Annotated in this window: 29 protein-coding genes and 2 pseudogenes; 12 read left to right on the top strand and 19 right to left on the bottom strand. The window is 61.2% G+C overall.

The genetic code is table 11. From position 1 onward, the window contains the following. Window positions 1-67: 67 nt before the first annotated feature. Window positions 68-987: pseudogene (ligD, locus tag QA649_RS11510) on the top strand (non-homologous end-joining DNA ligase). A gap of 126 nt (window positions 988-1,113) precedes the next feature. Here ligD (QA649_RS11510) and QA649_RS11505 read toward each other — a convergent pair. Then, window positions 1,114-1,392: a hypothetical protein gene (locus QA649_RS11505; RefSeq protein ID WP_283026262.1), complete on the bottom strand. Its 279-nt coding sequence runs from the start codon at window positions 1,390-1,392 to the stop codon at window positions 1,114-1,116. Window positions 1,393-1,397: 5 nt separating this feature from the next. After that, window positions 1,398-1,592 carry a hypothetical protein gene (locus QA649_RS11500; RefSeq protein ID WP_283024275.1) on the bottom strand — a complete coding sequence of 65 codons (195 nt, stop codon included), beginning with the start codon at window positions 1,590-1,592 and terminating at the stop codon, window positions 1,398-1,400. 670 nt (window positions 1,593-2,262) lie between these two features. Here QA649_RS11500 and QA649_RS11495 point away from each other — a divergent pair. The 3 genes from QA649_RS11495 (at window position 2,263) to QA649_RS11485 (ending at window position 4,685) form a co-directional block, all read left to right on the top strand. Then, window positions 2,263-3,945 carry a DNA polymerase/3'-5' exonuclease PolX gene (locus QA649_RS11495; RefSeq protein ID WP_283024274.1) on the top strand — a complete coding sequence of 561 codons (1,683 nt, stop codon included), beginning with the start codon at window positions 2,263-2,265 and terminating at the stop codon, window positions 3,943-3,945. A gap of 36 nt (window positions 3,946-3,981) precedes the next feature. Next, window positions 3,982-4,221, top strand: coding sequence for a DUF2171 domain-containing protein (locus QA649_RS11490; protein WP_283024273.1), 240 nt, complete (start codon window positions 3,982-3,984; stop codon window positions 4,219-4,221). Between the two features lie 260 nt (window positions 4,222-4,481). Continuing rightward, window positions 4,482-4,685 carry a hypothetical protein gene (locus QA649_RS11485; protein ID WP_283024272.1) on the top strand — a complete coding sequence of 68 codons (204 nt, stop codon included), beginning with the start codon at window positions 4,482-4,484 and terminating at the stop codon, window positions 4,683-4,685. A 25-nt stretch (window positions 4,686-4,710) separates the two neighbouring features. Here QA649_RS11485 and QA649_RS11480 read toward each other — a convergent pair whose 3' ends face one another. The 4 genes from QA649_RS11480 to QA649_RS11465 all read right to left on the bottom strand — a co-directional run bounded on the left by QA649_RS11480 (window position 4,711) and on the right by QA649_RS11465 (window position 7,347). After that, window positions 4,711-5,571 carry a ribonuclease HII gene (locus QA649_RS11480; RefSeq protein WP_283024271.1) on the bottom strand — a complete coding sequence of 287 codons (861 nt, stop codon included), beginning with the start codon at window positions 5,569-5,571 and terminating at the stop codon, window positions 4,711-4,713. A 222-nt stretch (window positions 5,572-5,793) separates the two neighbouring features. Beyond that, the gene (locus tag QA649_RS11475) at window positions 5,794-6,210 is read right to left on the bottom strand and encodes a hypothetical protein (RefSeq protein WP_283024270.1); all 417 of its coding nucleotides are present in this window, start codon (window positions 6,208-6,210) and stop codon (window positions 5,794-5,796) included. A 19-nt stretch (window positions 6,211-6,229) separates the two neighbouring features. Continuing rightward, window positions 6,230-6,430, bottom strand: a complete 201-nt coding sequence (locus tag QA649_RS11470; protein WP_283024269.1) for a hypothetical protein — start codon at window positions 6,428-6,430, stop codon at window positions 6,230-6,232. A gap of 302 nt (window positions 6,431-6,732) precedes the next feature. Beyond that, entirely contained in the window at window positions 6,733-7,347 is a 615-nt protein-coding gene (locus tag QA649_RS11465; protein ID WP_283024268.1) for a cell envelope biogenesis protein TolA, read from the bottom strand. Between the two features lie 148 nt (window positions 7,348-7,495). Here QA649_RS11465 and ligD (QA649_RS11460) point away from each other — a divergent pair, with 148 nt between their 5' ends. Beyond that, on the top strand, window positions 7,496-8,443 hold the full coding sequence (gene ligD / locus QA649_RS11460; protein ID WP_283024267.1) for a non-homologous end-joining DNA ligase: 948 nt from the start codon (window positions 7,496-7,498) through the stop codon (window positions 8,441-8,443). 60 nt (window positions 8,444-8,503) lie between these two features. On the opposite strand, the gene QA649_RS11455 is transcribed toward ligD (QA649_RS11460), so the two are convergent. From QA649_RS11455 to QA649_RS11445, 3 genes and pseudogenes are all read right to left on the bottom strand, one after another. Next, the gene (locus QA649_RS11455) at window positions 8,504-8,989 is read right to left on the bottom strand and encodes a metallophosphoesterase family protein (protein ID WP_283024266.1); all 486 of its coding nucleotides are present in this window, start codon (window positions 8,987-8,989) and stop codon (window positions 8,504-8,506) included. After that, window positions 8,989-9,492: an NUDIX domain-containing protein gene (locus tag QA649_RS11450; protein ID WP_283024265.1), complete on the bottom strand. Its 504-nt coding sequence runs from the start codon at window positions 9,490-9,492 to the stop codon at window positions 8,989-8,991. The genes QA649_RS11455 and QA649_RS11450 overlap by 1 nt, the downstream gene beginning before the upstream one ends. A 222-nt stretch (window positions 9,493-9,714) precedes the next feature. After that, window positions 9,715-10,645: pseudogene (locus QA649_RS11445) on the bottom strand (Ku protein). A 168-nt stretch (window positions 10,646-10,813) separates the two neighbouring features. Between QA649_RS11445 and QA649_RS11440 the strand changes: the two are divergent. From QA649_RS11440 to QA649_RS11420, 5 genes are all read left to right on the top strand, one after another. After that, window positions 10,814-11,182: a hypothetical protein gene (locus tag QA649_RS11440; RefSeq protein ID WP_283024264.1), complete on the top strand. Its 369-nt coding sequence runs from the start codon at window positions 10,814-10,816 to the stop codon at window positions 11,180-11,182. Between the two features lie 45 nt (window positions 11,183-11,227). Next, on the top strand, window positions 11,228-11,680 hold the full coding sequence (locus QA649_RS11435) for a hypothetical protein (protein WP_283024263.1): 453 nt from the start codon (window positions 11,228-11,230) through the stop codon (window positions 11,678-11,680). A gap of 1 nt (window position 11,681) precedes the next feature. Further along, a complete protein-coding gene (locus QA649_RS11430; protein ID WP_283024262.1) occupies window positions 11,682-12,044 on the top strand; it encodes a hypothetical protein in 363 nt (120 codons plus the stop codon). A 77-nt stretch (window positions 12,045-12,121) separates the two neighbouring features. Next, complete coding sequence (locus QA649_RS11425) at window positions 12,122-13,150, top strand: IS110 family transposase (RefSeq protein WP_283019331.1); 1,029 nt, start codon at window positions 12,122-12,124, stop codon at window positions 13,148-13,150. Between the two features lie 265 nt (window positions 13,151-13,415). Further along, window positions 13,416-14,141, top strand: a complete 726-nt coding sequence (locus QA649_RS11420; protein WP_283026011.1) for an SOS response-associated peptidase family protein — start codon at window positions 13,416-13,418, stop codon at window positions 14,139-14,141. 168 nt (window positions 14,142-14,309) lie between these two features. On the opposite strand, the gene QA649_RS11415 is transcribed toward QA649_RS11420, so the two are convergent. The 6 genes from QA649_RS11415 to QA649_RS11390 all read right to left on the bottom strand — a co-directional run bounded on the left by QA649_RS11415 (window position 14,310) and on the right by QA649_RS11390 (window position 21,090). Next, complete coding sequence (locus tag QA649_RS11415) at window positions 14,310-15,536, bottom strand: Wadjet anti-phage system protein JetD domain-containing protein (RefSeq protein WP_283024261.1); 1,227 nt, start codon at window positions 15,534-15,536, stop codon at window positions 14,310-14,312. Then, window positions 15,523-15,816, bottom strand: coding sequence for a hypothetical protein (locus QA649_RS11410; protein WP_283024260.1), 294 nt, complete (start codon window positions 15,814-15,816; stop codon window positions 15,523-15,525). Before QA649_RS11410 ends, QA649_RS11415 begins: the two co-directional genes overlap by 14 nt. Before the next feature lie 15 nt (window positions 15,817-15,831). Then, window positions 15,832-17,013 (bottom strand): SbcC/MukB-like Walker B domain-containing protein, encoded by a 1,182-nt coding sequence (locus QA649_RS11405; RefSeq protein ID WP_283024259.1) that lies wholly within the window; start codon window positions 17,011-17,013, stop codon window positions 15,832-15,834. A gap of 140 nt (window positions 17,014-17,153) precedes the next feature. Then, window positions 17,154-19,040: an ATP-binding protein gene (locus tag QA649_RS11400; RefSeq protein ID WP_283024258.1), complete on the bottom strand. Its 1,887-nt coding sequence runs from the start codon at window positions 19,038-19,040 to the stop codon at window positions 17,154-17,156. Continuing rightward, window positions 19,037-19,711 (bottom strand): DUF4194 domain-containing protein, encoded by a 675-nt coding sequence (locus QA649_RS11395; protein ID WP_283024257.1) that lies wholly within the window; start codon window positions 19,709-19,711, stop codon window positions 19,037-19,039. The genes QA649_RS11400 and QA649_RS11395 overlap by 4 nt, the downstream gene beginning before the upstream one ends. Further along, the gene (locus QA649_RS11390; RefSeq protein WP_283024256.1) at window positions 19,708-21,090 is read right to left on the bottom strand and encodes a Wadjet anti-phage system protein JetA family protein; all 1,383 of its coding nucleotides are present in this window, start codon (window positions 21,088-21,090) and stop codon (window positions 19,708-19,710) included. The genes QA649_RS11395 and QA649_RS11390 overlap by 4 nt, the downstream gene beginning before the upstream one ends. Window positions 21,091-21,201: 111 nt before the next feature. Here QA649_RS11390 and QA649_RS11385 point away from each other — a divergent pair, with 111 nt between their 5' ends. Further along, complete coding sequence (locus QA649_RS11385; RefSeq protein WP_283024255.1) at window positions 21,202-21,840, top strand: DNA-binding protein; 639 nt, start codon at window positions 21,202-21,204, stop codon at window positions 21,838-21,840. A 35-nt stretch (window positions 21,841-21,875) separates the two neighbouring features. Here QA649_RS11385 and QA649_RS11380 read toward each other — a convergent pair whose 3' ends face one another. From QA649_RS11380 to QA649_RS11365, 4 genes are read right to left on the bottom strand one after another with little or no spacing between them, the layout of a single operon-like run. Continuing rightward, window positions 21,876-23,405 (bottom strand): SAVED domain-containing protein, encoded by a 1,530-nt coding sequence (locus tag QA649_RS11380; protein ID WP_283024254.1) that lies wholly within the window; start codon window positions 23,403-23,405, stop codon window positions 21,876-21,878. Between the two features lie 4 nt (window positions 23,406-23,409). Continuing rightward, entirely contained in the window at window positions 23,410-24,357 is a 948-nt protein-coding gene (locus tag QA649_RS11375; protein WP_283024253.1) for an AAA family ATPase, read from the bottom strand. Further along, window positions 24,357-24,872 (bottom strand): hypothetical protein, encoded by a 516-nt coding sequence (locus QA649_RS11370; RefSeq protein WP_283024252.1) that lies wholly within the window; start codon window positions 24,870-24,872, stop codon window positions 24,357-24,359. The genes QA649_RS11375 and QA649_RS11370 overlap by 1 nt, the downstream gene beginning before the upstream one ends. A 7-nt stretch (window positions 24,873-24,879) precedes the next feature. After that, window positions 24,880-25,845, bottom strand: a complete 966-nt coding sequence (locus QA649_RS11365; RefSeq protein WP_283024251.1) for a CBASS oligonucleotide cyclase — start codon at window positions 25,843-25,845, stop codon at window positions 24,880-24,882. Window positions 25,846-26,000: 155 nt separating this feature from the next. On the opposite strand from QA649_RS11365, the gene QA649_RS11360 reads away from it, so the two are divergent. Further along, window positions 26,001-26,213, top strand: a complete 213-nt coding sequence (locus QA649_RS11360; protein WP_009734077.1) for a ribbon-helix-helix protein, CopG family — start codon at window positions 26,001-26,003, stop codon at window positions 26,211-26,213. The last annotated feature ends 78 nt before the right edge of the window (window positions 26,214-26,291 follow it).

Below are 26,291 nucleotides of genomic sequence, written 5' to 3'. Positions count from 1 at the left end.
GGATTCTGAGGTTCCGGAACGATTCGATCTGTGCCAATTTGAATCGGCTGTAGCGTGGAGTTCTCCAGTGGCGTTTCAGCGTAAAAAGCCCGAGGCGATCGGCCTCAAGGCGCCCCTGCCCGGCTTCGTCGAGCCGGCCCTGGCATCCTCGATCGACAAGGTGCCGTCAGGGGCCCGCTGGATTCACGAAATCAAATTCGACGGCTACCGTGTTCAGGTCCATCTGGCCAACGAGGCGGCGACGATCTTCACCCGCCGCGGCCACGATTGGACGCACCGTTTCAAGAAGGTTGCCCATGACGCCTGGCGGATCAAGGCGAACTCGGCCGTGGTGGACGGCGAGATCGTGGTACCGGCCGCTGACGGCACGACCGATTTCTCGGTCCTTCAGAACGAGCTCAAGGGCAAGTCGACGAGGATCGTGCTGGTGGCGTTCGATCTGCTCTACCTGAACGGCCGCGATATCCGCAAGCTACCGCTTTTTCAGCGCAAGGCTGAGCTCAAGAAGATCCTGAATGGCACCGACATCAGTTCAGCGAAAGTTTCGAGATAGACGGACGCGAGATGTTTGCGCACGCCTGCAAAATCGGCCTTGAAGGCGTCGTCTCGAAGGTACGGGACAGTGCCTATCCAAGGGGACGCACGAACGACTGGGTCAAGAAGACCTGCGTGCAGCGGGAGACGCTCACCATTGCCGGCTTCGCACTCGATGGCGCGAAGTGGGACGGCCTCTATGTCGGCCGGCGCAAGGGCGACGATCTGGTCTACGCCGGCAAAGTCGACCACGGCTTCGACAAGGTCTCGGCCGCCGATCTGCAGAAGCGGCTTAAACCGCTGATCCGAAGAACCCAGCCCTACGCCAAGCGCATCAACCACAAGGGCATCTGGGTCGAACCCAAACTTCTGGCCGAGATCGAGTATCGCGCGAAGTCGGCCGAGGGAAAGGTCAGGCACCCGTTCTTCCGGGGCCTGCGGGAGGACTTGTGATGGATGCCTTCGATCGCTTTTGGCAATGCGCGGACAAGGCGCCGGAAAGTCACCTCACAATTCCGACCGAGTTGCATCGGGCCGTCATGGAGCTCGCTCCGGAGGACCGGCGGGACCGCGTCAAGCTCAACGAGCCAGCGGCCGGTGCGAAGTATGATTGCCCATGACGCCTGAACGCTCCTGGACGTCGTTTTCTTCACAAAGCGGCGCCGGCTCGTCGCGACTTGGAAGGCCATCGTCCGGACTGGCTTTTGCGCGCTCCAATTCCACAGAGAGGGTCCTGAAGTGCTCAGCCAACCGGGCAAACAGCTCGCGCTTCTTCGGATCGGTCGCCAGGTCGCGGATCATTTCGCACTCTGCAGTCTGGACCTGAAGTTTCTCCAGATACGCTTGAATATCCTTCATCGACGTCACCTAGGCGGTTGCAAGCCAGGCGACGACAGCCATTTGTCTATGCGGCAGGCCGTCTCGATCTGCTCGATCTTTTGAAGCAATTGCTGCTTGGCGTCACCGGGGGGAAGTGATTCCGCCTGTTTCTCGATACGCATCCTTTCCGCTGCCAGGCGTTCTTCAAATGAATGTGGTGTCGATCGTCGCCGCTGCATGGCGCTTCTCCGCGTGCGAGGGGCGGGAGCGCAATCGGTCTCTCGGTCACCGATAGAGGCCAAGGGCTGGGCGGTGATGTCCGAAGTAGACCCCCGTTTTGTTCCAGAGTCGAGTCGATTCGGAACCAGTCTTCGCCTCAGGAGCAAATGAACAACCGTGCCGCCTGCAACTTACAAAAACCCTTGGTCGGTCGGGCCGACGGCGGGTAATTTACCCACCTTACTCAACGAGTCTTCCAACTTCGGAGGCGTTCGCAGGCCGCCGAGGTGTTGGTCGTCACGCCCGCCGCAGCCGCTGCGCCCTAGGGCTCCTGTCTGACCGCCGGACCTCCATCCGCACCGAATTCGAACGAACTATGGGCGAGAGCCGGCGTTTACGGTGATCATGTCAGACGCCTTCGACTACTTCAGGGCCTATGCTGTCCGAGCTCTTTGCAAGGCCAGATCGATGCCGCGGGGCAAAATAAAGCACCTACAGCTGGTAGTCGGTCGCATCTACAATCTTCTCAAGAAAGAGGCCGCCTACGGCCCGAACATGCAGCACCTTGAGGACTTCCGGGCAGCGCAGAAGCTCGAGAGGGCGCTCGATGGCCAGCCCGCTGGCGGCTCGAATGCTCGAACTAACTTTGCTTCAGCGGGCAAGCAAAGCGCAGGACGGGAGGCTCGTTGAATGCCCTCCGTCGACGCTCGCGGTGTTGCAAGCGTTCTGCGAGAATACGCGCAGCGCACCGCGTTGCGCGGCGGCAATCCCTACCGGGCAAATGCCTATTCGCGGGCCGCGGACAGCCTGGCAGCCCTGGCGATCCCTCTTCATGTGCTCATCGCCGAAGATCGGCTCACCGAGATTCCCGGCGTTGGCGAAGCGATCGCGGACATCATCACCAAGCTGCACAAGACGGGCACTCATCCAAGTCTCGAAAAGCTGCGGAAGGAGATTCCGGAGGGGGTGCTCGAGATGCTGGCCGTGCCCGGCCTCCGCCCCGAGAAAGTGCTGCGTCTCTACAAGGATCTCGGCATCACCTCGCTCGCGGAATTGGAGGCCGCCGCCAGGGACGACCGCATCAAGAAGGCCAAAGGACTCGGTGCCTCGCTGCAGACCAAGATCCTGCAGAACCTCGCCATCGCGAAAAGCGGTGAAGGCCGCCTCCACCTGCACCGTGCTGCCGCCCTGCTCGCACACGCCAAGGACTCTCTGCGCAGGTCTCAGCCCGAGCTGAAGCGCATCACGATCGCGGGCGATTTCCGCCGAGGTTGCGAGCTCGTCGGCGATCTCACGATCGTTGCGGAGGCTCCCAAGGCCGCCAAGGCACTGAAGCGGTCGCCGGCAGATGGACTGCAGATCCGACTGTCCGATCGCGAGCACTTCGGAGCCGCTCTTCTCGTCGCCACAGGCTCCTCCGCTCACATCGAACAGCTTCAGGCGCTGGCAGCGGAGAAGGGATTTCGTTTGGATGCAGACGGCTTGCACAAGGGCCGCACTCTGATCGCCGGCGACGAGGCCGACATCTACCGCGCTCTCGGCCTTCCCTTCATCGATCCGGAACTCCGGGAAGGGCGTGGCGAGATCGAGCTCGCTCTGAAGGGCAAATTGACGAAGCTGGTCACCGACCAGGACCTTCGCGGAATTCTGCACTGCCACACCGACGCTTCGGACGGCACCGAGACCCTTGAGACTATGGCCAAGGCCACGCGTCAGCGCGGCTACGAATACTTCGGCGTCGCCGACCATTCCAAGTCCGCCCACTATGCCGGAGGCCTGTCGGTCGAGCAGATCGCCGAACAACACCGGGAAGCTGACCGATTGAACAAGCGCTTCGGCAAGGACTTTCGGATCCTCAAGGGCATCGAGTCCGACATTCTGGCCGACGGCTCGCTAGACTATCCGGATGACGTGCTCGATCGGTTCGATTTCGTCGTCGCCAGCATCCACGGGCGCTTCAAACTGGACCGCAAGGCGCAGACGCAGCGCCTCCTCCGCGCCATTTCCGATCCTCACACCACAATCATCGGCCACATGACGGGGCGGCAGCTCCAGCGACGGCAAGGCTACGAAATCGACGTCGAGAAGGTGCTGCGGGCCTGCGCCAAGCACGACGTCGTTGTCGAGATCAACGCCCACCCATGGCGGCTCGATCTGGATTGGCGCTGGCACCAGGCAGCGCTCGAATTCGGCTGCATGCTGAGCATCAATCCGGACGCGCACTCTATTCCCGAGCTCGATCACATGCACTGGGGCGTCGTGATGGCCCGCAAGGGCGGTGTCCCTGCCGACCGGGTCCTGAACGCTATGACGCTTGCGGAAATCACGCGCTACCTCCGCCACAAGCGGCGCTCACTCGCCCGGGCGGCCTAATCGGCGGCAACATATGATTGTTGAATGGGAGATACGATGACAGATGTTTCCACGATCAAGGAGCACATGGACGTGCTTTCGTCCGATAGGAAGATGGTGGGAAAAGTCGATCATCTGGACGGAACCGACAAGATCAAGCTGACGAAGCAGAGTTCGCCGGACGGTCAGCATCATCACTTCATTCCGCTCTCTTGGATCGATCACGTCGATCAGCACGTGCATCTTAATAAGACCGGCGCCGACATCACCTCACACTGGGAGCACGCAAAAAGCTGACCAAAACGTACGGCAAAGGCGTCCAAACCACGTACCTACCCGACTCTAGGAACGGTCCGCCCACTGAGCCGTTTCCAGCGCGAAGCCAAGGATCAACAAATGGCACAGGCAAGGCGTGGAGTGCTGAAGGGCCCTGCCGCGATGAGCGCATCGCCGTGTCGGATTAGCAAGGCCACATTGCGCTCGGACAGCGAAGCAAAAAATTGGATGGCAAGTCGTGTGCCGAGGCGCCCGCGGGCGCTTCGCTAGGAGGACAAATTATGGGTATCGCGAAATACGAGATATTTGGAAAAGACGGCACCTGGCGCATCCGCCACGACGGCAAGGCGGAGAATGCATACGCGACGAAAGAAGCTGCATTCGAGGCCGCAATTGCAGCGGCTTCAATCGCACTCCGCGAGGGTCACGATGTCACAGTGACCGCTCCGTCTAGCGAGACCACAACCGGTGCGCCCACCAACTAACGATTTGTCGGGAGACCGAAACGGGTCAAGTGCTCCCAGAGCGCAGCATCGAAGCCTCTAGCTCTGAATCGGTGCGTTCCGATGGCAAAGGCCAAGGTGGCAACGGCGGCAAGCCGAGGACTTCACGCACAGGGCCGAACGAACGTCTATGGGCAGCGCATGCGCCTAGCCTGGACAGGGCAGCATAGTGGGCGCGCACCGGGTAACCCTTGTGGTCGGCGAAGCCGTAACCGGGATGACGCATGTCAAGCATTCGCATCAACGCATCGCGCGAGACCTTCGCCAAAATAGAGGCGGCAGCGATGCTCGCGGATTTGGCGTCGCCCTTGATTATCGCCTGCTGCGGGATCGCGATATCTTTCAAACGTTTCGCGTCGATCAGAAGATGCTGCGGAACCACCCCGAGCCCTTCAACGGCTCGCCGCATGGCAAGGATTCCCGCCCAGTAGATGTTGATGGTGTCGATCTCTTCAACCTCGACAAACGCGACAGACCATGAGGCCGCCTTTTCCTTGATCTCTTCCGCGAGAGACTCGCGCGAGTTCGCGTCCAGCTTTTTTGAATCATCGATTCCAAGTATGCGCGTGCCGGGCTTGAATATCACTGCGGCAGCGGCCACCGGCCCCGCAAGCGGGCTCATTCCGGCCTCATCAACACCTGCGATCGCTTCCTTCCCCTCTTGCCAGAGAAGTGTTTCGAAGCGGAGCATCTTGCGAAGCCGCTGCCCTTCGGACCGATTCTCGAAGCGCCGCTTTTCAATCGAGGCAAGGATTGAACGCGCTCCCGCGCGGCCGTCGGCGCGCAGCATTTCCTCGAGGCTGGCCTCGATAGGCCTGCCCTCGATAACGTAGCGCTGACGTAATTTCTCAAGTGAGTAGCGGTTCAAGACACCCTCGACCGGAATAGGAACGGTGGTCGCGAAGCTTTGTGGCGATTATCTGATGTCCCCGCCAATAAACTCTAGCGTTCCCTCTTGTCGCGGCCTTTTGCGGCCAATCTCCGCAAACCGGCAACGGCGGTACTTGGGGCTGGGGAGGCTATCGACAGTTCGGGACTTCCGAGGCGCCGCGCCAAGCTGGCAGCTTCTTTTTTAGACCTCGATTGCAATTCAAGAGGCGTTGGCTCTGGCCCGTTCGCGCGCTTCGCGGCGACGTTCCCGGCCTTCGCGCCGCCGCTTGGCCCGATCTGCGGGCTGCCGCAGCGGAGGAACGGGCGCCGGCGAGGTCGCGATGGTCTCCCCAACCGAAGGCCTCTGGATCACCTCCGAGGCTGCTGGGCGGGACTCCATGACCTCCAGAACGGCCCGTCCCTGGGCCGTGATCTTCCATCCCCCGCTTATGCGCTCGACGAGCCCTTGCGAGAAGATGTCGAGATCCGGAACCCGCGCAGCGAGGCGCCGGGTGCGATCCGCCCAATCGCGGCCGCTTGTCGCCAGGATGGCCATGTCGCGTTTGAGGTCCTCCATGACGGCGAAGCCGTCCGGATAGCTCTTCAGGATCTTAAGGACCGTCACCTGGAAGTTCACACCCCCCTCTCCCGATCAATCAGCGCCACATGGTCGGCGCTCGGGACAGGGCGTCGCGGCCGACCTGCCTGAGGCCATCTGGCGAAACCTCGCCTCTGGTCGCGGCCTCCAGGATCTTCGATGCGACGTGAGTACGTGCTCCGATCTCGCGGTGCGAAACGGTTTCGCATACTTCGTCGAGGACCGCGCGCAAAAGCGCGGTTGTTGCGGTATCGAACATGAGCTGCCCCCATCAGGGAAAACGACACTCTAGCTCAATTTTTGAGCTTGGGAATCAGGCATGTTAAGTTTTGCGGCATGCCTCCCGGCCGGAAAACCGCAGCTTGATCGCAGATGCCGTCGCACGTCGAGATGCCACCTCGAAAAAAACGGCCGCTTCGTCTCAGCGACCTCCAACCAAAGCTCCATTCTCACCTCGGCTTCTGACCCTCCGGGCCATCCGCGTCATTTAGCTACGCTGCAGAATTTGGTTGCCGTCGAGGCATAGCGGACTCTGGCGACGCTGGAAGATAGATTCGCGATCTAACCGCGCGTGCGTCGCAGCGCTGCTTCCAATCGCACCTTCTCTTTATCCCAGCGGATTTCTTCCGCCTGCGACCTCTTCTCGATAGCCTCGACCTCAGCCTGGATGGCGGCAGCCCGCTTCGCGTGCTCCTGTTCGGCCCTGTCCAACGCAGCCTGTGCCTTATCGACCGCCTGCTGACGGCATTCACGCTCCTTCTGCCTGGCAGCCTCTTCCTTCGCTCGCTCAAGCTCACGGCGCTTTTCTTCCCGTTGGTAGTCAAGAGCGGCCTTTCGCTCCGCAGCCTTGTCCATGTGGCGGGAGGAAGGCTTCTTCGCCTTTATGCCTTTCGACTTGCGGGCAGCTTTCGTTGGTCTGCCGTCGCCAAGATCAGTGGGGAGTTCGGCATGTTCTTTGAAAGAACCGTCGGATCCGACCGGGCGCCTGAGCACGACGCCAGGCTTTGCCATGGCGGCAGCGATGACGTCCGGATCATCGGTTTCCTTCGCTGCGCCCTGATGAAAGAGATTGCTGTCTGCGCCCCACGCTTCCAAAGCCGCTTTCATGGAAGGAGCGGCTATCGCCAGATCGAAGAAGCCCAGAGAAGTCTGGTAGGTTTTCAGTTTTCTGGCCATCGGTCTGATCAGACTTCCAGTTGGTAGTTAACGTCGCGCACTCTGGGATGCCGCGGCATCTGACGGAACACGCCATGGCTTTGAGCGTTCCTCATTCTTGAAGGACGTCCCTGCATTACGCAACACGCTCTGAAGGATTGGCCCTTGAATGAGCCGGACGTCGACCCTGCCCAAGCGCTTGCAGCCAATGCTCGCTACGCTCACCGACGCGCCGTTCGACGATCCCGACTGGGTTTTCGAGGACAAGTACGATGGCTTCCGGATGATCGCGGAAATCCGGCGGGGCAAGGTTGCGCTCTACAGCCGCAACGGCAAGATCATCAGCCGCAGCTATATCGAGGTGGCGAAAGCGCTGGAGGGCGTAAAGGGCGACGCCGTGATCGACGGCGAGCTCGTCGCGATCGGAAAGGACGGCGTCTCGCATTTCCAGCTGCTGCAAAACGCGCTGCGCCATGAAGCGAAGCTCCTGTATTGCGCCTTCGATCTCATGTTTCAGAACGCAGTTGACTTGCGCAAACAGCCTCTTCTCGAGCGCAAGGAGCGGCTGAAAGCGATCCTGCCGCGCCACCGGTTGATCGCCTTCAGCCGGCACCGCAAAACCAGCGGTACCAAATTTTTCGCCGAGGCCGAGCGAAAGGGTCTGGAAGGCATCATGGCGAAGCGCGCCGACAGCGCGTATGCGTCCGGAAGCCGGACGGGGGATTGGCTGAAGATCAAGACAGTAAGGCGGCAGGAAGTGGTGATCGCGGGCTTCACGGCGCCGAGGCGCACCAGGCCGTTCTTCGGCGCCCTGGTCCTCGCCGTGCGGGAAGACGACGCATGGCGCTATATCGGACATGTCGGCACCGGCTTCAGCCACAGGGTCCTGGAAGACCTCCATGCCAAGCTCGTGAAGCTGACGACGCCGAAATCACCCTTCCCTGCCAAAGTGAAGGACGAGGCCGCCACGACGTGGGTCAGACCCTCGTTGGTTGCCGAGGTCAAATTCGCGGAGTGGACGAGCAAGGGCGAACTGCGCCAGCCCGTCTACCTCGGGCTCAGGTCGGACAAGCGGGCGAAGGACGTCGTGCGCGAGCGAGAACGTCCGCGCAAATAGCGCATCCCTTCGAGCGTAGACGGCAAACGAAACGGATCCGCGCATTCGCTTCCTCCGCTATTAACTCAATGCACGGGGGTGCATGCTGTCGCCCTCAAGGTCGAGGATCTCCGCTCGCATGCCGTCAGGCGCGAGTTCGAGTGTCGCAAGCGTGATCGGCAGCTTGAAGCGCCGGGGTCCCGCGCTGCCGGGATTCAGATAGAGAACGCCACCGACCCTGTCGATTTTCGGCACGTGAGAATGCCCGGAGACGATGATGTCGATGCCAGCGCCTGGATCGGCCTTCAGCGTCTTCAAGTCGTGCAGAACGTAGATCGACTTTCCCGCCAGGCGCACAAGCTTCGTGTCGGGGTAATCGCGGGCCCACTCGCCAGTATCCACGTTTCCACGAATGGCCGTGACGGGCGCGATGCGGCGAAGCGCGTCGACAATCTCGGGGCGCCCGATGTCGCCGGCATGGATGATGTGATCGACGCCCGTCAGGCCCCGTTCCGCCTCGGGCCTCAACAGACCGTGCGTGTCCGAAATGATTCCGATCCTGAACATTACTTCCCGGCGCTCTCATCCGCGATCGCCAAAAGACGATCAAGAAACTCAGCTTGAGCGGACAGCATCTTGGTCCGCGCGAGCTCGATATCGAACCATTCGGCGCGGTCGACTTCGGGAAAGCTCTGACGTCGACCGCTTCGGGGCGGCCATTCGATATCGAAAGTATTGCTGGTCAGCGCCGCCGGGTCAAAGTGGCCCTCGCAGGCGAATGCGATCACGCGCTTCCCTCCTCGCTGTCGGACTTCCCCCAGCGCCTGGAGTGGCCCGATCGAAGCGCTCGGGCCGAGTTCTTCGGCAAACTCGCGTCGAGCGACCTGCTCAGGAGCATCATTGGCATCGATTTCGCCCTTTGGAATGGACCAGGCGCCATCATCCTTCTTGCGCCAGAACGGACCGCCGGGATGAACGAGCAGAACCTCGAGCCCACGAGCACCCTTGCGGTATGCGAGAATGCCCGCGCTCAAGGTCGACCTCCTGGAAATCTTTTTCACCGAACCCATTTCGCTCCTATTTTGCAGAGCAATCCAAAGCTGAGCGGGCGAGGAGCTCTGGCGCGACGAACGGCTGATTTGACGGCATAGATCGTTCGAAACAGGCCAGTAGCGCAGCGGGTCCCCGTTGTACCGCTTTTTGTAAAACCTCCTCGAGATTGGGACTTGCCATCCGCAAAAGCCGCCCGCGGACGACGAAGCAGAACCCGTCTGGCGTCACCGCCACAAAATCTAAGCCGACTTCCGCTGCGGCTTTGCTGCCGGCTTCTTCGCCGCGGCCTCTTTCGTCGGCTTTTTACCCGCGATCGGCATCAGCATTTCCTTCTGCCCGGTCGCCGCCTTGCGCGGGTTTTTGCCTGGCTTCCTGGGTGCCTCTGTCGCGGCCGCCCCTTCTCTTCCAATGCTCTTGCGCAGCGCGTCCATCAGGTCGACGACGTTCTCGCCTCGAGGGCGCGCCTTCGCGGTGATGGGTTTGCCGGCGCGCTTCTGGTTGATGAGGTCGATGAGGGCGGTTTCGTACTGGTCTTCGAACTTGTCCGGCTCGAAGTGCCCCGCCTTCTGATTGACGATGTGCTTGGCGAGATCAAGCATGTCCTTGGTGACTTTGACATCCTGGATATCGTCGAAATATTCCTCCGCGGAACGGACTTCGTAGGGATAGCGCAACAGCGTCCCCATCAGCCCCTTGTCCAGCGGCTCCAGGGCGATGATGTGCTCGCGATTGGTCAACACCACGGCCGATCGCGACCTTGTTCATCTCGCGGATGGTTTCGCGGATGACGGCGAAGGCATCGTGCCCGACTTTGCCATCTGGAGTCAGGTAGTAAGGGCGGATCAGGTAGCGTGGATCGATCTCGCTCCGGTCGACGAACTCGTCGATCTCGATTGTTCGCGTCGATTCCAGCGCGACGTTCTCGAGCTCTTCCTTCGTCACCTCGATGAAGGTGTCGGTGTCGACCTTGTAGCCTTTGACGATGTCCTCGTTGTCGACCTCCTCGCCGGTATCAGCGTCCACCTTGGCGTACTTGATGCGGTGTCCGGTCTTCCGGTTGAGCTGGTTGAACGAGACCTTTTCGGATTCGGAGGTGGCCGGATACAGCGCGACCGGACAGGTGACGAGCGAAAGGCGCAGGAAGCCTTTCCAGTTGGCACGCGGGGCCATGACGGGAACTCCAATACTGATGCCGGATTTAAGACGATCCGCAGGCCTTGGTTCCGACACCGCGCCCATTCCGACAGGACGATTTTTTCTCGATGAGGGTCCGAGCGGACTCGACATTTGTTCTTGTTATGTTCTAATTCGGAATGACCGATCGACCCGAGCTGGCGAATGCCGACACCGAAGCAGATGGAAAAACTGGCCGCGGAAGCTGCCCGTAGCCCGGGCCCCTCCACGGCGGCTCCAGATGCTCCACTCCCGGCGGAATATTGGGAATCGGTCCTGAAAGACCCTCGCGTCGGCGCCACCGGAGCCGAGAAGCGACAGCGACGTCGTTCCGAGATTCAACGCCACGTGCTGCGCGTCTCCTGCCGCCGCTGCGAGCGGACCGTGGAAATCCAGAAGGCCGATGCGGTCCGATTGTATGGCGAGAACGCGCTTTGGAAGGACGTGGCGCAGCGGTTGCTCGACAACACCTGTCAGCAGCGCACCGGCAGGCATGAAGAAGACGGGTGCTGGCAGGCATTCGAGACGCCGTAACTTTTCCCGATTGCCGATGCGATCTCTTAGCGCCTGGATATCCGGATGGCCCCGAAGTATCACCCCACGCCCCTGTCGGGCGGCGATCGCAAGGCTCTGGCGAAAGAGCTCGGCAAGGCACGTGCGATGGCCAACATGCTGGCCGCTCAATCGTCGGAGATGCGGGCCAAGGGCGAGGCCATGATTCAGCAAGCAGACAGGCTGCTTTGCGAAAGCTGGAACGAGCGGATGTGGAGTGACGGTGAACCGATCGATCCGTCGCCCACCATCGACCAGGCTGTGAACGGAGGCTTTCCCTGGCTCGAGATCAGGTGCGCTCGCTGCAAGACGCCGAGCGACGTCGACCTTGCGGCGATGAAGCACCCACCAACCACCTTCGTGCATGATCTCGCAAGCCGGCTGCGCTGCCGCAAATGCGACAAGGCGGGCCGGCGTCCGGCTGCGACTCTGCTACAACTAGCCTGGCAGCCTCGCCACCCTCGAACCGAAGCTGATTAATGTGCTGGCCGCTCAATCGTCGGAGATGCGGGCCAAGGGCGAGGCCATGATTCAGCAAGCAGACAGGCTGCTTTGCGAAAGCTGGAACGAGCGGATGTGGAGTGACGGTGAACCGATCGATCCGTCGCCCACCATCGACCAGGCTGTGAACGGAGGCTTTCCCTGGCTCGAGATCAGGTGCGCTCGCTGCAAGACGCCGAGCGACGTCGACCTTGCGGCGATGAAGCACCCACCAACCACCTTCGTGCATGATCTCGCAAGCCGGCTGCGCTGCCGCAAATGCGACAAGGCGGGCCGGCGTCCGGCTGCGACTCTGCTACAACTAGCCTGGCAGCCTCGCCACCCTCGAACCGAAGCTGATTAATGTGCTGGTGTGGACGGCCTCTCATCCCCACGGTTCTATGGCGCTCTGGCGTCATAGCTAGATGAGAGGAAAGTCTGATGAATCTTCCCATTCGTATCGGTATGGACACTTCCAAGTCGGTCTTCCAGCTTCACGGTGTTGACGAGAACGAGGCAGTAGTCGTCCGGCGGCAGTTTCGGCGAGCCGAGATGATCCGCTACTTCGAGCGCCTTCCGCCGGTCCTCGTCGCCATTGAGTCCTGCGGCAGTTCGCATCACTGGGCGCGCCTGCTGCAGTCGTTTGGTCATGAAGTGAAGCTGATCCCGCCCCAATATGTGAAGGCTTACGTAAAGCGCGGCAAGAACGACGCGGCCGATGCCGAGGCGCTGTGCGAGGCGGTCACCCGGCCGAGTATGCGGTTTGTACCGGTGAAGTCAAAAGAACGGCAAGCGGCCTGCATGTTGATGACCGTGCGGGAACGCCTGGTCAGCGTGAAGTCGCAGCTTTCTAATGCCTTCAGGAGTTATGCGGCTGAGTTTGGCATCGTTGGCCCCGCCGGTCGGCAGAACGTCACGGCACTTATCAAGCGGGTGCTCGAGGATGACAACTTACCGGAAATGGCGCGGGATCTCTTCCGCCTTCAGGCGGAGGAGTATGCCGCGGTCGAAGCCCGCCTGGCAAAGATCGAAGCCAAGCTGATGAAGTGGCATCGTGAGGATGATGTCAGCAGGCGGATCGCGACGATTCCTGGCGTCGGTCCGATTGGGTCGTCCATGCTAAGCATGAAGGCGCCCCCGCCGGAGACGTTCAGATCAGGCCGCGACTTCGCGGCTTGGCTCGGACTGACCCCCAAGGATCACTCAACTGGCGGCCGGCAACGATATGGCGGTATCACAAAGGCCGGAGATTCAATGCTCCGATCGACGTTGATTGTCGGCGCGACCGCGCTGCTGAGGCACATTCGAAAGGGCCGTCATAAGCCGACACCCTGGCTCACTTCGCTGCTGGAGCGAAAGCCGCCGAAGTTAGTCGCGGTGGCCTTAGCCAACAAGTTCGCCCGTATCGCCTGGCGCTTGATGATATCGGGTGGCGTGTACAACCGGCCGGTAGCCGCCATGCCCATCTGATCTGAACTCAGTGTACCGGCCGAGATTGCTCGCCGGATGACCCACGAACTTGCAGGACGCAGTAGATGGAAGGACCGATCGGTCAATACGCGCGAGCTTCCGTAGATTACACTGGCATCACGAATGTCGCCTATGTGCTTGGAGCGTGCGTAGCGAACACCATCTTGGCCAGCGGGCTTTGTCCGCGCAAACAGGCCGGACATCTGATAGCAAGCGATCTGGCCAGAAGTCTGCTAAAATCCTGACAAGCGGGGGGGCCGTCCACATCTGCAATCTCTATTCGATCACGACGAACCAAGCAGCTATCAGCGCGCTGTTTCGCGTCGTAAACCGATACGTCGGCAATCTGGCCGCCATGCCCGGCGTGTTTCCGGACTACGAAGCACCGATCGTGCGCAACGGAGCCGAGGGCCGCGAGCTCGCTACGGCCCGGTGGGGAATGCCATCGTCATCGAAGGCACTCATGGACGCCACGAAGAAGCGAGCCGAGAAGCTTCAGGCCAAGGGCAAGACGGTCGATTTCAAGGAATTGCTCAGAATGGAGCCGGACAGCGGCACGACCAACATCCGCAATGTGAAGAGCAAACACTGGGCCCGCTGGCTCGGCGTCGAAAATCGCTGCGTAGTGCCTTTCAATTCCTTCAGCGAGTTCAACAAGACCGAAGGCGGCGACATCTGGTTCGCGCTCGACGAGACCCGCCCACTCGCCTGCTTCGCCGGCATCTGGACCGACTGGACCAGCGTCCGGAAAGTCAAGGAATGTGAGACGACCAACGACCTCTACGCGTTCCTCACTACGGAGCCGAACGCCGAGGTCGGTGCCATCCACCCCAAAGCGATGCCGATCATCCTGACAACTCCGGAAGAGGTCGAGACCTGGATGACGGCTCCCGCGGACGAGGCCCTGAAATTGCAAAGGCCGCTTCCGGATAGAAGCCTCCGGATCGTCGCTCGCGGCGTCAAGGAAGACCTACAGGGCCTAACGACGTGACCGACGAGGAGGCTGACTACCAAACGGGGCCAGCACCGCATCGGCGAAAATCATCCATGTCGATATGGACGCCTTCTACGCATCCATGGAGCAGCGATTAAACGAACGAGGCAGCCACGCCGCGTTCCGTGATCGTGATCCCACCGGCAGATGCGACGCTACTTTCGCTCATGACGAAAGATGCCTCCCGGCCGCCAAAATTGGCGGCATCGGATCGAGTTCCTCCTGCTCCAACATTTTTGCTTCCTCACTGCGAAGCCAGAGCGCCAATTGTCCGATTTCGCCTGAGCGCATAGCGAGTTTCTCGAGACCTTTCTGCGATTGCAGCGCTGACCCGAAGGCGCATGCGAGTTTTGGCTCCATCTGATGCAGTTGAACATGAATCCCGAACGCGTCTTCGAGATGCGCAGCGATCCTCAAGCCACCGGCATCGATATCACCCCAATGGTAAACCGGCGTTTCCGGCGCCAGGAGAAGAGCGTGCCGGACGAGATGCACCATGCTCGACAGCACATCGCGCGCCGGAAATCCATCTGTCAGGAGTGCGAGATAGTTTCCATCGATTTCCGTGCTGTAACGCCAAAAGCTTGTCGGATTCTCGACAGTCATCACGTAGTCAACGCCGTGAGCCAAAGAAGCCTGCCGAACCGAGAGCCACGGAAGGCCGATAAACGCCTCTCCGGTACCATGGATGTTGAGCGCCTCGGAAGAGAGCCGAAGCGGACCCTTGACCTGCAGGAGATGGGCCCGACGCACGATGCCACTCGCTTCCAGAACCTCGCGCGGCTCTTCACCGGCCAGGCTCGGATCGCGACGTCGGAGCAGCTGGGCGACGCGACCCTCCATCCGCTCGAGGGCCTTGCTGTCCTTTGCGAGCCGGCGAGAAAACGTCCGGTGATCGATATCGCGGCCCGACAGGTTTACGATGCCATGCACAAGGCGGATAGTTGTGAGGAACGTGTCGATCTCGCCCACCGAGAGCCCGAGAAACGTCTTATTGTTTTTCCAGGCTGAGATAGCCTCCTGCTCGATACCTCGAAAGAAGGTATCCGCCAGAATCTCCGGGATAGCAGCCAGTATCGCCTGGTGCGCGGTCTCAGCGGTCGCTCTTGCGGGCGCTCTGACCAGGAATCGATAAAGCTTGTCAGGATCGACGAGGCGCACCCGCGCGAACTCGCCGGTGAACCGACCAAGTCGATCCTGCTCGAGCGCGATACCGCCCGCTCGTTCCGCATCGCGCAGCACACGATGAAACTCGTCCTGCGCGGCGGGCCCCCCGACCAGGGTGTAGTCGATCGTCTGTGTGATGTCGCGAGTGCGAGCCAACGGCGCTTCAAAGCGGTCGAGCAGCCGATTCAGCAGCGTCTCCGCGGTATATTGATTATTCCGCGGCATGCCTCCGCTCCTCGCGGACACGCTCTTCGAAGAAACTTCGCGGCTGATGCATAGGGTTCTCTTTGCGCAAGAGAATGTGCGCTTCTTGATGGAAATGTTGTGGGATCGCCTGGATCGCGCGGCCGACCCGGATGATCGAAATCAACGTATCAAACGTCTCCTGATAGAGGGCCTGATGCGTTTTTGGCGCGGCCATGATGAGCTGGAGGCCGAGTTGATCGTAGAACCGGATGATCTTGTAGATATTGTCGGGATCGAGCTTCTCGAACGCCTCGTCCATCAGCATAAGGGCCGATTAGGGCGGCGCCTCGCGACTGCCTCCAAGGTGATTGAAGTAGGCTGACGCGGCCGCAACACCAAGGCAGATATAGAACGGGACGAACTTCTGTCCTCCGCTGGCCTTGCCGCGGCGCTGCTCGAGATCCGAAATCCTGCGGTAACCCTGCTGCGGATCGCATATATCGATGCTGAAACGAAAGTAACTCCGATAGTCCGCAAGCTCGCGAATTCGGCGGCGATTCTGGGCATCGTCGCCATTCTCGATCGTCAGCATGTCGATCAACTCTTTGATCTTCACCTGATCAGGATCGTTCGGATCTGGATTGCTCTGCATCAGAGCGGTGGCCTTTGGCGCCACGATGTCGAGCCGATCGATCAGGTAGCGGATGGTCTCCTTGTCCTGATCACGCTCCTGGCGGATCTGATAAACTTCCCCCATGAAGACGCTGCCGCGCAACGCCCGGTTCAGATCGTCCTTAATGCGGTCGACCGCATCGATGTTGCCGCTAAGGCGGCTCAGGAAGTCGTGCACCATTGTCTCAACCAGGGCGGCGACAGCTTTATCAATCTGACCCTTGAAGTTACGCAAAATGGTTTGGGTGAGCTCGCGATGTCTCGAGTCGATCCAGTCGTAAAGAGTGGTCGTCTGTTCGGTCGCGACAAACTGCGTCCACTCGAAGTGCGGATGCTGGTCCGGATTTGCCTGAACATAGTCCTGGATCGCGGCGTTCAGCCTCGCTACCCGCTGGGCCGGTACCCTGTCCTTGAGAAGGCCCTCAAAGTGATTGCGGACATGCGCGGGATGCCCCCGCGTGGCGCGCTCCTGCACATAGGCAGCGCGAGCGCGCCTAGCGAACGCCTCCAGGCCAATCGCGGGATCGTGCCGCTGCCAGCGCCGGTCGAATGGCGGGAACGCCTCGCAGGCACGTTCGGCGGCCTTCTTGCGTTCGTCCGCGTTCGTCTTCATTGCGCCCTTTCGTTGCCCGATGGCGTCGATGAGCTCGTCTTCCTTCCCCTCCTCTTCGTCTCTTTCCTTTTTGTATTGAACGAGCATTTGCTCGACCTCGCGCTTTTCCTCCATCCCCCCTTGCGGCAACTCGGCCTCGAGGTCGCGAATGAGGACGACCTGGCGCTCGCTCTCGCGATCCGCGGATTCGATCGTCTCAAGCAGCTGGGCCGCCGCGCCGCGATTGGTCACGAGAGTCGTCTCTGCGCGTTTGATGGCCTCAAGGACGGCGAATGATCGGCGTTCATTGTCCCGCGCGGTCTGCAACTTTGTCTGGAGCTCGCGTTGCTGTTCGCTGAGCTGGGCGATCTGCTGCTCGCGGACCGATTGTCCTAGGCGCGGAATCTGCTTGAGCTGGCGATACTCGATGCCGCGGCCATGGGCGTACTTGCCGTCGGCTGATGCGGCGAGATCGCCCTTGCGGATATCATTGGCGGAACGCGCGCGAATGATCGGCCGAGCCGCACGTTGAGGAACGCGCGCGCATATGAGTTATCGGTAACCACCGCCTCGGCCAACGTACCGGAGCGGAGACTCTGGTCCTGGGCCAGCACATTCTCCGACTGGATCAGCTTGGCTCTGGTCGCTTTATAGTGGCTGTCGAAATGGCGGCAGGCCTGGTCCATGAAACGCGGCTCGATGATGAGGGCATCGGCCCAGTCGCCGAGGATCGATTCGATGATGGCGCGCCATTCGGCAAACGCAGGAGCGATGTCGGCGACCTCCGAAAGACTTTGCGCCGGCACACGCATCTTCGCCATATCGGCCAGGAAGTCCTGCGTGTCGTTCGACATGTAGGTGCCGCCCGACCGCAGCTTCTTCAATATGCGATCGCCCTCGTCAAATTCCTTCGTCAAGCTCGCCTTGGTCGAGGCGGCGTTCTGATGGCGCTCGTCTAGCACGGCCCTGACATCGGAAAGCTGCGGCACGGCGGACACGAGCGCCGTGATCTGCTTGGGAGATTTCGGCCAAGCGGCATCGTGGATGCCGATCAGGTCGGACGTCAGCCTCGAAGCAAAATCTGTGATTTTGGCAAGACCGGTGGGAAAGGCGGGGCTGTTCGTAGCTTCGCGCAAGGCGTTGAGCGCATCGAAGATCGGCTTAGCCTCGATGGCACCCGCCTTGCGGATGGCGTCCTGGGTGTTCCTCTCAGCCTGCGCTTTCTTGATCTGCTCAAAGGCCGGTGTTCCGTCGATCTGGTCCTTAATGGCGTCAAGTCGGCGCCGGATCTGCTCGATCCCTTCGACGAGCGTCTGTTGATAGGATCTCGTGCTATCGAGCTTCTCCTGCATCTCGGCGATCTCTTGGCGCTGCTTGGCAATGAAGGCACCATAACGATCGTATTCCGCGCGCTGAGCACCGTAATTCCACATGCGCGTGTTGAATTGATCCTCCATCACGCGCTCGCATGCCGCTCGGATTGTCTCGACCGTCCTGATCTCCGCCTCGACGCGCTCAATGGTCTTCTGCATGTCGCGCCATGTGTTGTAGCGCGCCTGAAATGTCTCGATCTCGATCGGGACGTCAAGCAGGAAGCGCTTGACGAAGTCGGTGACGCTCGTGATCTGCGCGATGTCAAAGGACAGCGCCTGGCGCAGCGCGGCCCGCGCACGATCAGGATCGAGTTGGGTCCCGCGGGCATTCGCGTTGATGATCGCGTAAAGCTCGCGCAAAAAAGCCTGATTTTTCTGGCGCTGGAATGTCTTGACCTCTCGTCCCTTGCGCCGCTGTTCATCCAGGAAGGTCGGCCACGCCTTCTCCTCAAAGCCCTTGGGTTTCGGATGGATGAAATCTGCGAAACCCAGTATCTCGCCCTCCAGGATGAAGAGGCCGAGGACGTTCTCTTCATTGAGAGATGCCTTGGCCTCGAGACAGACGCCTGCGGTGCAGCGACGCGATCCGTCGACAGCCTCGAAGCCGAGAGCGATATATGTAAGGCAAGCGTCGCGCTGATAGCCTTCACCGTCGTCGAGCAGGCCAAGACAGGCCTCGCGCACGGTTCTGGTGCTACGCCCTCCCTCGGAAACGCGGCTGTTGAGATCGAGGTAACGCCGGTTCATGCCCGTCATGACGATCTGGATCGCGTCGAGCAGAACGGATTTGCCCGATCCGTTGCCACCGAGAAAGACTGCATTGCCGCGCCCGGAAATGGGGAAGTCCTGGGCGTAGAGATAGAAATTGACGGCGGCGATGTTGCGCAACACGAAGGCCGGAATCATGATGGTGAGCTCTCCGTCGCGCTATCGGAGGCATCGTCTGCGGCATCATCCTCGTGATCGACAGGTTCAGCGGCCCGCACCGGCTGACCGGCCCATACCTCGATGCGGGCCAGGAAAGAACCGTCGACGACCTCGGTGATTGTGGGGCGGATGTGGATGTCGGCGGACACTTGCAGCGAATGACTCTGGTCGAACGTGACCAAACCCTTGCGCTTGAATGTCGTCAGAATCGATCGCAATTCGCCCGGCTTGAGGGTCCGGGAACCCATGGAGGAAAAGACGGTCTGGATCTCCTCTTCTTCGACGAGGATCTGCGCGCTCGAGTCGATGAAATAGCCCTTCTCGGCGCCTTCGTTGTAAAGCATGCGAAGGCATAGGAGGACGATGGTTTCCTGTGTCGGTACCCGCGCATTGCCATAGGCGACCGGGCTGACGAATCCGGCATAGCCCCAGGTGTCATTGAAGACGAAGCTGAACCCGAAGCTCGCGAACAGGTCTTTGAAATAGTCGAGATTGCTCGCGATGCGGTCGAAATGCGCAGCTCCGCCGAAATCACCGCGGGAGACGAACTGCCGATGCAGGAGCCGGTTGCCCGTCTCAGTGAGCTGCTCAGCGCTGAAGTTAGGGTCCTGGGCGGCTTGCCTTGTCGCCCACCGCGAGAAGTAGGTCATGCTTTGCCTTGTCTGCGGCGCACGAGCACGCCGGGGCCGGAAACAAATCTGTTTGTTGCCCGAGCGGCGCTCGTGCGCACTTCGAATTCGGGGTTCGATGCGAGCGCACCGGACCGTGCTTCGTAGAGGATGGCGATGTCCCGGGCCGATTCCGGCTCGAACTGGTCGAGATCGAAGAAGCTGCCATCATCCGGCACCAGCTTCCGCATACGTTCGGCTACGGCGCGGGGAGTAACGTCCATCGCGGCGACATAGGCGTCGATCATCTGCTCACGCTTGACGTCCGCCGGATCGACCGTCTTCGGCTCGCGCGTCTGCGGTTCGACCGGCTCGCGCGCTTTCTTCGCCAGAGCCAAGGTGGCGTTCGCATAAGGAACCGGGATTTCAACAAGTGGCGTGACGCATTCGTCGTTACCGACGCTCCAGTGGTTAAATGCGAGGCGGATCGCATCCCGCAGTCTCTCTTCGCGGACGTTGCGTGCTGTCTCCTGGTATCGCACCGTTGTGGCAATCCGGCGCTCGAGCCGATGCGAAAAGCGGTCGATCACGTCCAGCTTTTCTCCAAGGCCAGCGAACACGGCACGGATGCGCATGAGATCCTGGATGATCTGGGTTTCGGCCGCGGCGATGTCGGCGACCATCCCCTGATCCGTAAGCGCAACAGCGGCTCGCGCAATCTGGCCCTCATCATTGATAAACAGATCAGTATTCGTCAGGATACTGCGCTGGAAGCGCATCGGATTGTAGGCGGACGCCTTCAGCGCCCGGTAGTTCTCGAGCAGTATCTTCTCGACAAAGCGTTCCATGAAGCGGGCCAGCAAGTCGGCGAGGCCATCGGACCGCATCAGGTCTTCTTCGATCCGATGGAGGGACGTCAGGACACCGTCGATCGAACGCCGCAACTGCACCGCTTGGCGGCGCGCACTGGCAATGTTCATGACCTTACCGACGGGGTCCTGATAAGCGGCGAAAATGCCGCTGTCGATCAGGCTGGCCTCGGCCGAGATGTCGACCTTGAGTTCCTCCTTGAGCGTGATCAGCGAGGAAAGCAGGGCGTGGGGCTCGCGGGGCATATAGACCTCGGCGGCCTTTCGGTTCGCCACTTCCATGATCCAGCCGTCGTCCCGCAATCGCCCATAGATAACGTACTCAGCGGTCTCCGTGGTTGAGCTTGGCTCGTCGTCGTCAGAAACGCTCCGGAAATCGGGGTTCTCGAGGACCTGGCGAATAACCTGCAGCACCTCGGATTTCTTCGGAGCGAAAGCAAAATCGTCGAAGAACTGCTCAAAAATGGCTTCCAGGATCGCGACGTTGCGAAGGTGCGCCGGCGACGACAGCAGGCGAAACAACGTGTGCGGAATGACATCAAGAAAGCTCATTCTGCCCTTTCATCGCGGGGACCCATGTGTAAAATAAGTTAGCACAAATCAAACAAACCATCGGCTGAACCTATGCCCCGCCCACAAAAATATACCGATTCCGAAATTGTGGTGGCCGCGCAAGCATTGATTGCACAGGGCGAAGAAATCAATCCGATGCGCGTCCGGATGCGATTGGGAGGGGGGAATGTCAAACGGATCAAGACCGTCCTTGCCGGGATGCCCCGGCGACGGTCGCAAGGCCCTGCGCTTGCCGGACGCCTACCCCCCGCATTGAAACGTGAGTTGCTGCACCTCACGGCCGGAGCCTCCCAGGAAATCCTGCTTCTTCTCGCCAAGTATTGGGCAGGCGTGCCCACGGCATCAACCAATACGATTGGCGAAGAGAACGCTGGACCTCAGAGCCGCATCAACGATCTGGAGAGAGACGGGCTCGCCCTGTCGGAGAAGCTTGCGCTTGCCGAAAGCCAGCGGGAGGAGACGGAACGCGCCATGAAGCAGATTGCGACCGAGAGGGACGATCTGGCCCGGAACTTTGGCTCCCTGAAGTCGGCCCTGCGCAATGCCGAAGCCGACTTTCGCGCCGCACAACGGACGATCGAAGGCTTCGAGCGCCATCGGCGTGAGGACCGGGAGCAAATCCGGGACCTTCACAAGCGGATAGAAGAGATGATCGGCGAGATTGCGCAGCTGAGGACGAAATCGGCCGGCGCCCCGCAACAGAAACGGTCGCGTGGCGCTGGATCCTAGCGGATCATGTGTCAGCTCCGCTCTTGGGGTCTGCCTCATGCGTTTGCCTTGGCGAACGGAAGCGTCAAAGCGGCAGTGTAGGAACGGCCACGGCCGCCGTCGAAATCGAACTCGTAGAGCCGGACAGAACCGAGCGCCACCTGGCGCTGACCAAGGAAGAACGTGAAGGCGTTGGGCGCGGCGATGAACAGATGAGTCATGCCGATCCCGTCGGCCTTCACAGCCCGAACCGCGCGGGTCGTCGCGTCCGCGAGTTCGAAAGCGTGGCGCCCACAGGTAACGGACTGCGCGCCCGATCCGGAACTCGGCTTCAAGATCAAAAGCCGGCCGACACTTGGAAGCGCGGTTTCGCAGTATCGGCGCACATCGGCCGAAACGTCATGGGTCAGGCCGAGCGCCACGGCAAGATCCGGCTGATCATTCCGAAGCTCCACCGTCTCCGCAACGAGGGTCGGCCAGGTCGGATCGGAGATCACGTCATCGGCCGACCAAAGCCGGCGGCCGGTGCTGCGCTGCTCGAGCTCGACTTGTCGGCCCGACTTGATGTTGATGATGGAGCCGGCGGCGAAGGTCAGCGTTACGTGGGCGTCAAGCGCTAGCCGCAGGCGCGGCTGGTCCTTGGCGGCTGTGAGTAGGAAGCCCCGCAGCGCGGGATAGAGCTTCGCTTCCCAGTCGGCGTCGCTTCGGATATATCGCTCGTCAAAGGACGGGATCATGTCCAGCACGGCATGACAACGCTCCTCAAGCCGATCGAAGGCGTGCTCGAAGGATTTGACGCCGAAGACCCGCGGTCCGCCTCGCGCCGCACCCAATAGGTCTTCCCGGGCGCAGACGGCGCGGAAGCCGGCGCGGTCGAACTCGAGCCGCCCCTGCGCCATCCACTGGAAAACGACATCGTCATAGGGGAACGCGCTCTGGTTGGCGGCGATGCGCTGCAGGCCGACATAGGCAAACAACAGGTCAAGCTGATCGCGCAGCCCATCGAGCGTATCGGTCGCCTCGCCAAATGCGAGCGTGCGCGCCAAAACGCGAAGCTCGGTTTCATCGATGCCGAGATGCTCGCGCCAGGCCTTGCGCACGGCGCCGGCCTTGCTGTTGTCGGTCACCGAGCCATAGAGCCGCTCGAGCCGCATCGCGCCGGAGCGCGTGCCGACCATTTCGCGCAGTGGGTCGTTGCGGTCAAGGCGCCAGTTGGTCACGAGCTTGAACCGCACGCCACTCCCCTGTGGGGCGTAAGCGAGCTGCGCTTCCCGCGCGCGCTGCAGCAACGAGCGGGCATTCGCGTTGATGAACTCCGGATCGACCAGGTGGGAGTAGCCGTAGCTGTCGGGCGCGACGTGCCATTTGCACTGCATGTGCTCGCGCCGCAGCGGGTCGCCATATTGGTCGACCGCACTGCGCGCGGCATCGTATTCGACCCAGATGTCATCAAAGCTCTTTGGTCCCGTCTCGAAGCCCACGCGCACGACCGGACTGTCCGGGTCAAGCAGGCGCGCCGCGTGATACCAGAAGAGCCGCGCCTGAAAGGTATCTCCATCGCGCCGGACGGTTACGGCCTGGGTCATGCGCTCACCTCAGCATCTCGCCGTCGCGGAAGGGAGGCGTCGGCACCATCGACCGGGCGATCTCGACGGCGCGCGCGCCGTCGACCGCCCTGGTCGGGTAGGCGTCCAGCACGATCGTCGGCAGCAGCCGTTGCGTCAGATCGGAGAAGGTGAAGCCGTAGTCACGGCTGCCCCGCTGCGGCCCGGTCGCCGCGACCAGAGCGTCGATATGATGGCGGCCGAGGCCAATCGGCTCCAAGCGGCTGGACAGCACGAAGCGGCGCTGCTCGTCGGCGGGTCGCGCGAAGCTCAGCACATCGGCGGCACGGCGGCGCACGGCAGGATCAAGCGCATTGAGGCGATTGGTGCACATCAGGACGGCCGCCGGCAGCTTCGCATTGGCAATCCGGTCGATGCCGCGGATGAAGGCGTTTACGCCAGCGCGGTCCTCGTGGTGCATCTGGGCCGCCTCGCGCGACTGCGCCAGCGCGTCGGCCTCGTCGACCAGCAGGATCACGGCGCCACGCGAGCGGCCGGACGCTGACTTCAGCTTGGTCGCCTCCGCCACCGTGTAGTCGAAGGCGGCCGAGAGCAGCTGCGTCATCTCGCCAACCCGGCCCTGGCCGCGCGTCGACAGGCTGAGCGGCAGCAGGGTGATGTCGATCTTCTCCTGTCGTGCCACCGCATCGCCGATCGTCTCGGCAAGCTCCGTCTTGCCCGAGCCGACATCGCCGGCAAGCACGACCAGCGGCGGGCGCCGCAGCACCATATCGAGCAAGGCCTGAGCACCCGGGTGATGCTTCTTCGCCCAGTCGGCAAGGCCTGCAGGATTGACGAGCAGGCCCAGGATCTTTGCGAGCCGGTTCTTCTGCTCGTCGAGCCCGACCAGCCGGGCCAGCCGGGATTGCGGATCGATGTCGGGATAGGTGATACGGCGCTCGAACAGCTCGTCGAGGGTCGGCTTGGTGTTCATCAAAAGCTCCTGACGGTGGCGCGGTCGAGGGCCCTGCCCCCGGACGAATACGTGCGGTCGTTCGACAGATAGCCGGAGATGCCCGGCTCGGGGGCGCCGCCGCGCGAAAACGGCAGGCTGGTCTTGAAGGCGTCGCGCTCGGTCTGACTGAGACGGTCCCACGCCGCCGTGTAGGTCATGTAGCTGTAGAAGGACGCGCGGCTGATGTCGGCGCCCGGGCGGATCTTGCCGGGATCGTCGTCGTTGGCCGAGGCGCCGGCGAGGTCGCGGGCGGTGTAGCGCAGGGTCGGCTCGATCCACTTGCCGTCTTTCTTGAAGCCGTAGGTGACGGTGTCGAGGTAGCCGGCCCGCAGCATTTCGGTTGCTTCGGTCTCGTAGTCTGCGATGCTTTCGTCGGACGGCTTGCCATAGAACCGCTGCATGCGCTTCAGGTCGGTCGCGACCTTGGCGGCCATGTGGCGGGCGTGGGTGACCGTGAAGGTCGTGCTCTCGGTGAAGCTGTAGCTGTAGGACATAGTGACCTCACGCCTGGAAGGAGGAGCCGAAGACCCTCTGCCAGTAGGCGACGGTCAGTTGCTTGTTGGGAGCGGCCAGCGCCGCATCGATGGCATCACCGGCATCGAGCGCGGCATCGACGAGCGCATCCGCATTCGCCTTCGTGTAGAGGCGGGCGACGTTGTTGGCGGCGTTCACGGGATCGATGATCTGCACCGTGTCGGTGAAGGCGCCGACCGACGAGGCCGGATAGTAGTCGCCGAAGACGATTTTCGACCGCATGTCGGTGCGGGCGACATAGGTGAAGAAGTGCTGGAGTGCCTCTGGATAGTCGGCGAAATCCAGGCCATCGTCGCAGAGCTTGGCCAGAATCATCTCGATCATGAAGGATTTGAAGCGGAAGCCGTCCCGCTCCTGCTTCATGCGCCTCGCCCAGAACTTCACCAGCCGGACGACCTGGGCGAAGCGCTTCTCCTGCGCGCGCTTGCGCTTGGCGGCGAACTCCAGATGCAGCGGAATGCTCGTCTTCAAAAATGAGCCGTCGTCCTGGCTGACGAGATTGCCGTACCACTTGGGATCGCCGTCATAGAGGATCGGCACGACGTCGACATCGAGGCCCGTCCCCCGGAAGGAGACGGTGACGGAATACGTCTGCGGCTTGACTTGGTCGGGGTTGAAGTTGGGGAAGGCCTTGCGCAGCCGCTCGGCGAGATAGTCGAGCAGCGCGTGGACATCCTTCGGCGCGTCGGCGCCGCTGATATAGCAGGCGACATCGATGTCGTTGAGGGAGCGAAGCGCCGTGCCCTTCGCCAGGCTGCCCGAGAGCAGCATCTTCTTCAACGTGAAGTCCGGGTGCTCGGACAGATAACCTTCGAGCTTCTCGCGAAGCCGCCGGGCCTGCGCCCGGTATTCATCCGCCGTCTCTTTGGGCAGGTTCACCTTGTCCTGCGCAAAGGCGGCGATCTCGTCATGGCCGATGTGCTGCCGTCCCATATCCTGCTCCTGTTGGCCGGCTGCCCCGGGGGCAACGGCGTTGAGACCAGGATATAATAGCTAAATTTTAGCTATTCAAGGGAGCAAATTTGGCTATTACGCGTTGACAAAATCCACTGATTCTCTATATGCTGCGGACAACGACGGAGGATGAGATGACGGCGAAGCGAACCATGACGCTGAACCTCACCGACGCCGAGATGCGGGTTCTGGACGAATTGTCGGCCCGGAAGGACATCACCAAGACTGCCGTGCTCCGGCAGGCCTTGCGCCTCTATCAGACGATCGATGCTCGGGTCGAAAAGGGCGAAAAGCTCTTGTTCGAGAACGACGCGACGAAGGAGAAGGCGGAGTTGATGCTTCTATGACGGCCAACGTCTCAAAAATCTATCTTCTCGATGTCGCGACCGAAGCGTCGAAGCCGAGCTGCGCGATGCGATCGAGCA

The organism is Bradyrhizobium sp. CB1717, from assembly GCF_029714325.1.
Taxonomy (GTDB): Bacteria; Pseudomonadota; Alphaproteobacteria; order Rhizobiales; family Xanthobacteraceae; genus Bradyrhizobium.
This window is presented reverse-complemented; position numbering and strand designations above follow the sequence as displayed.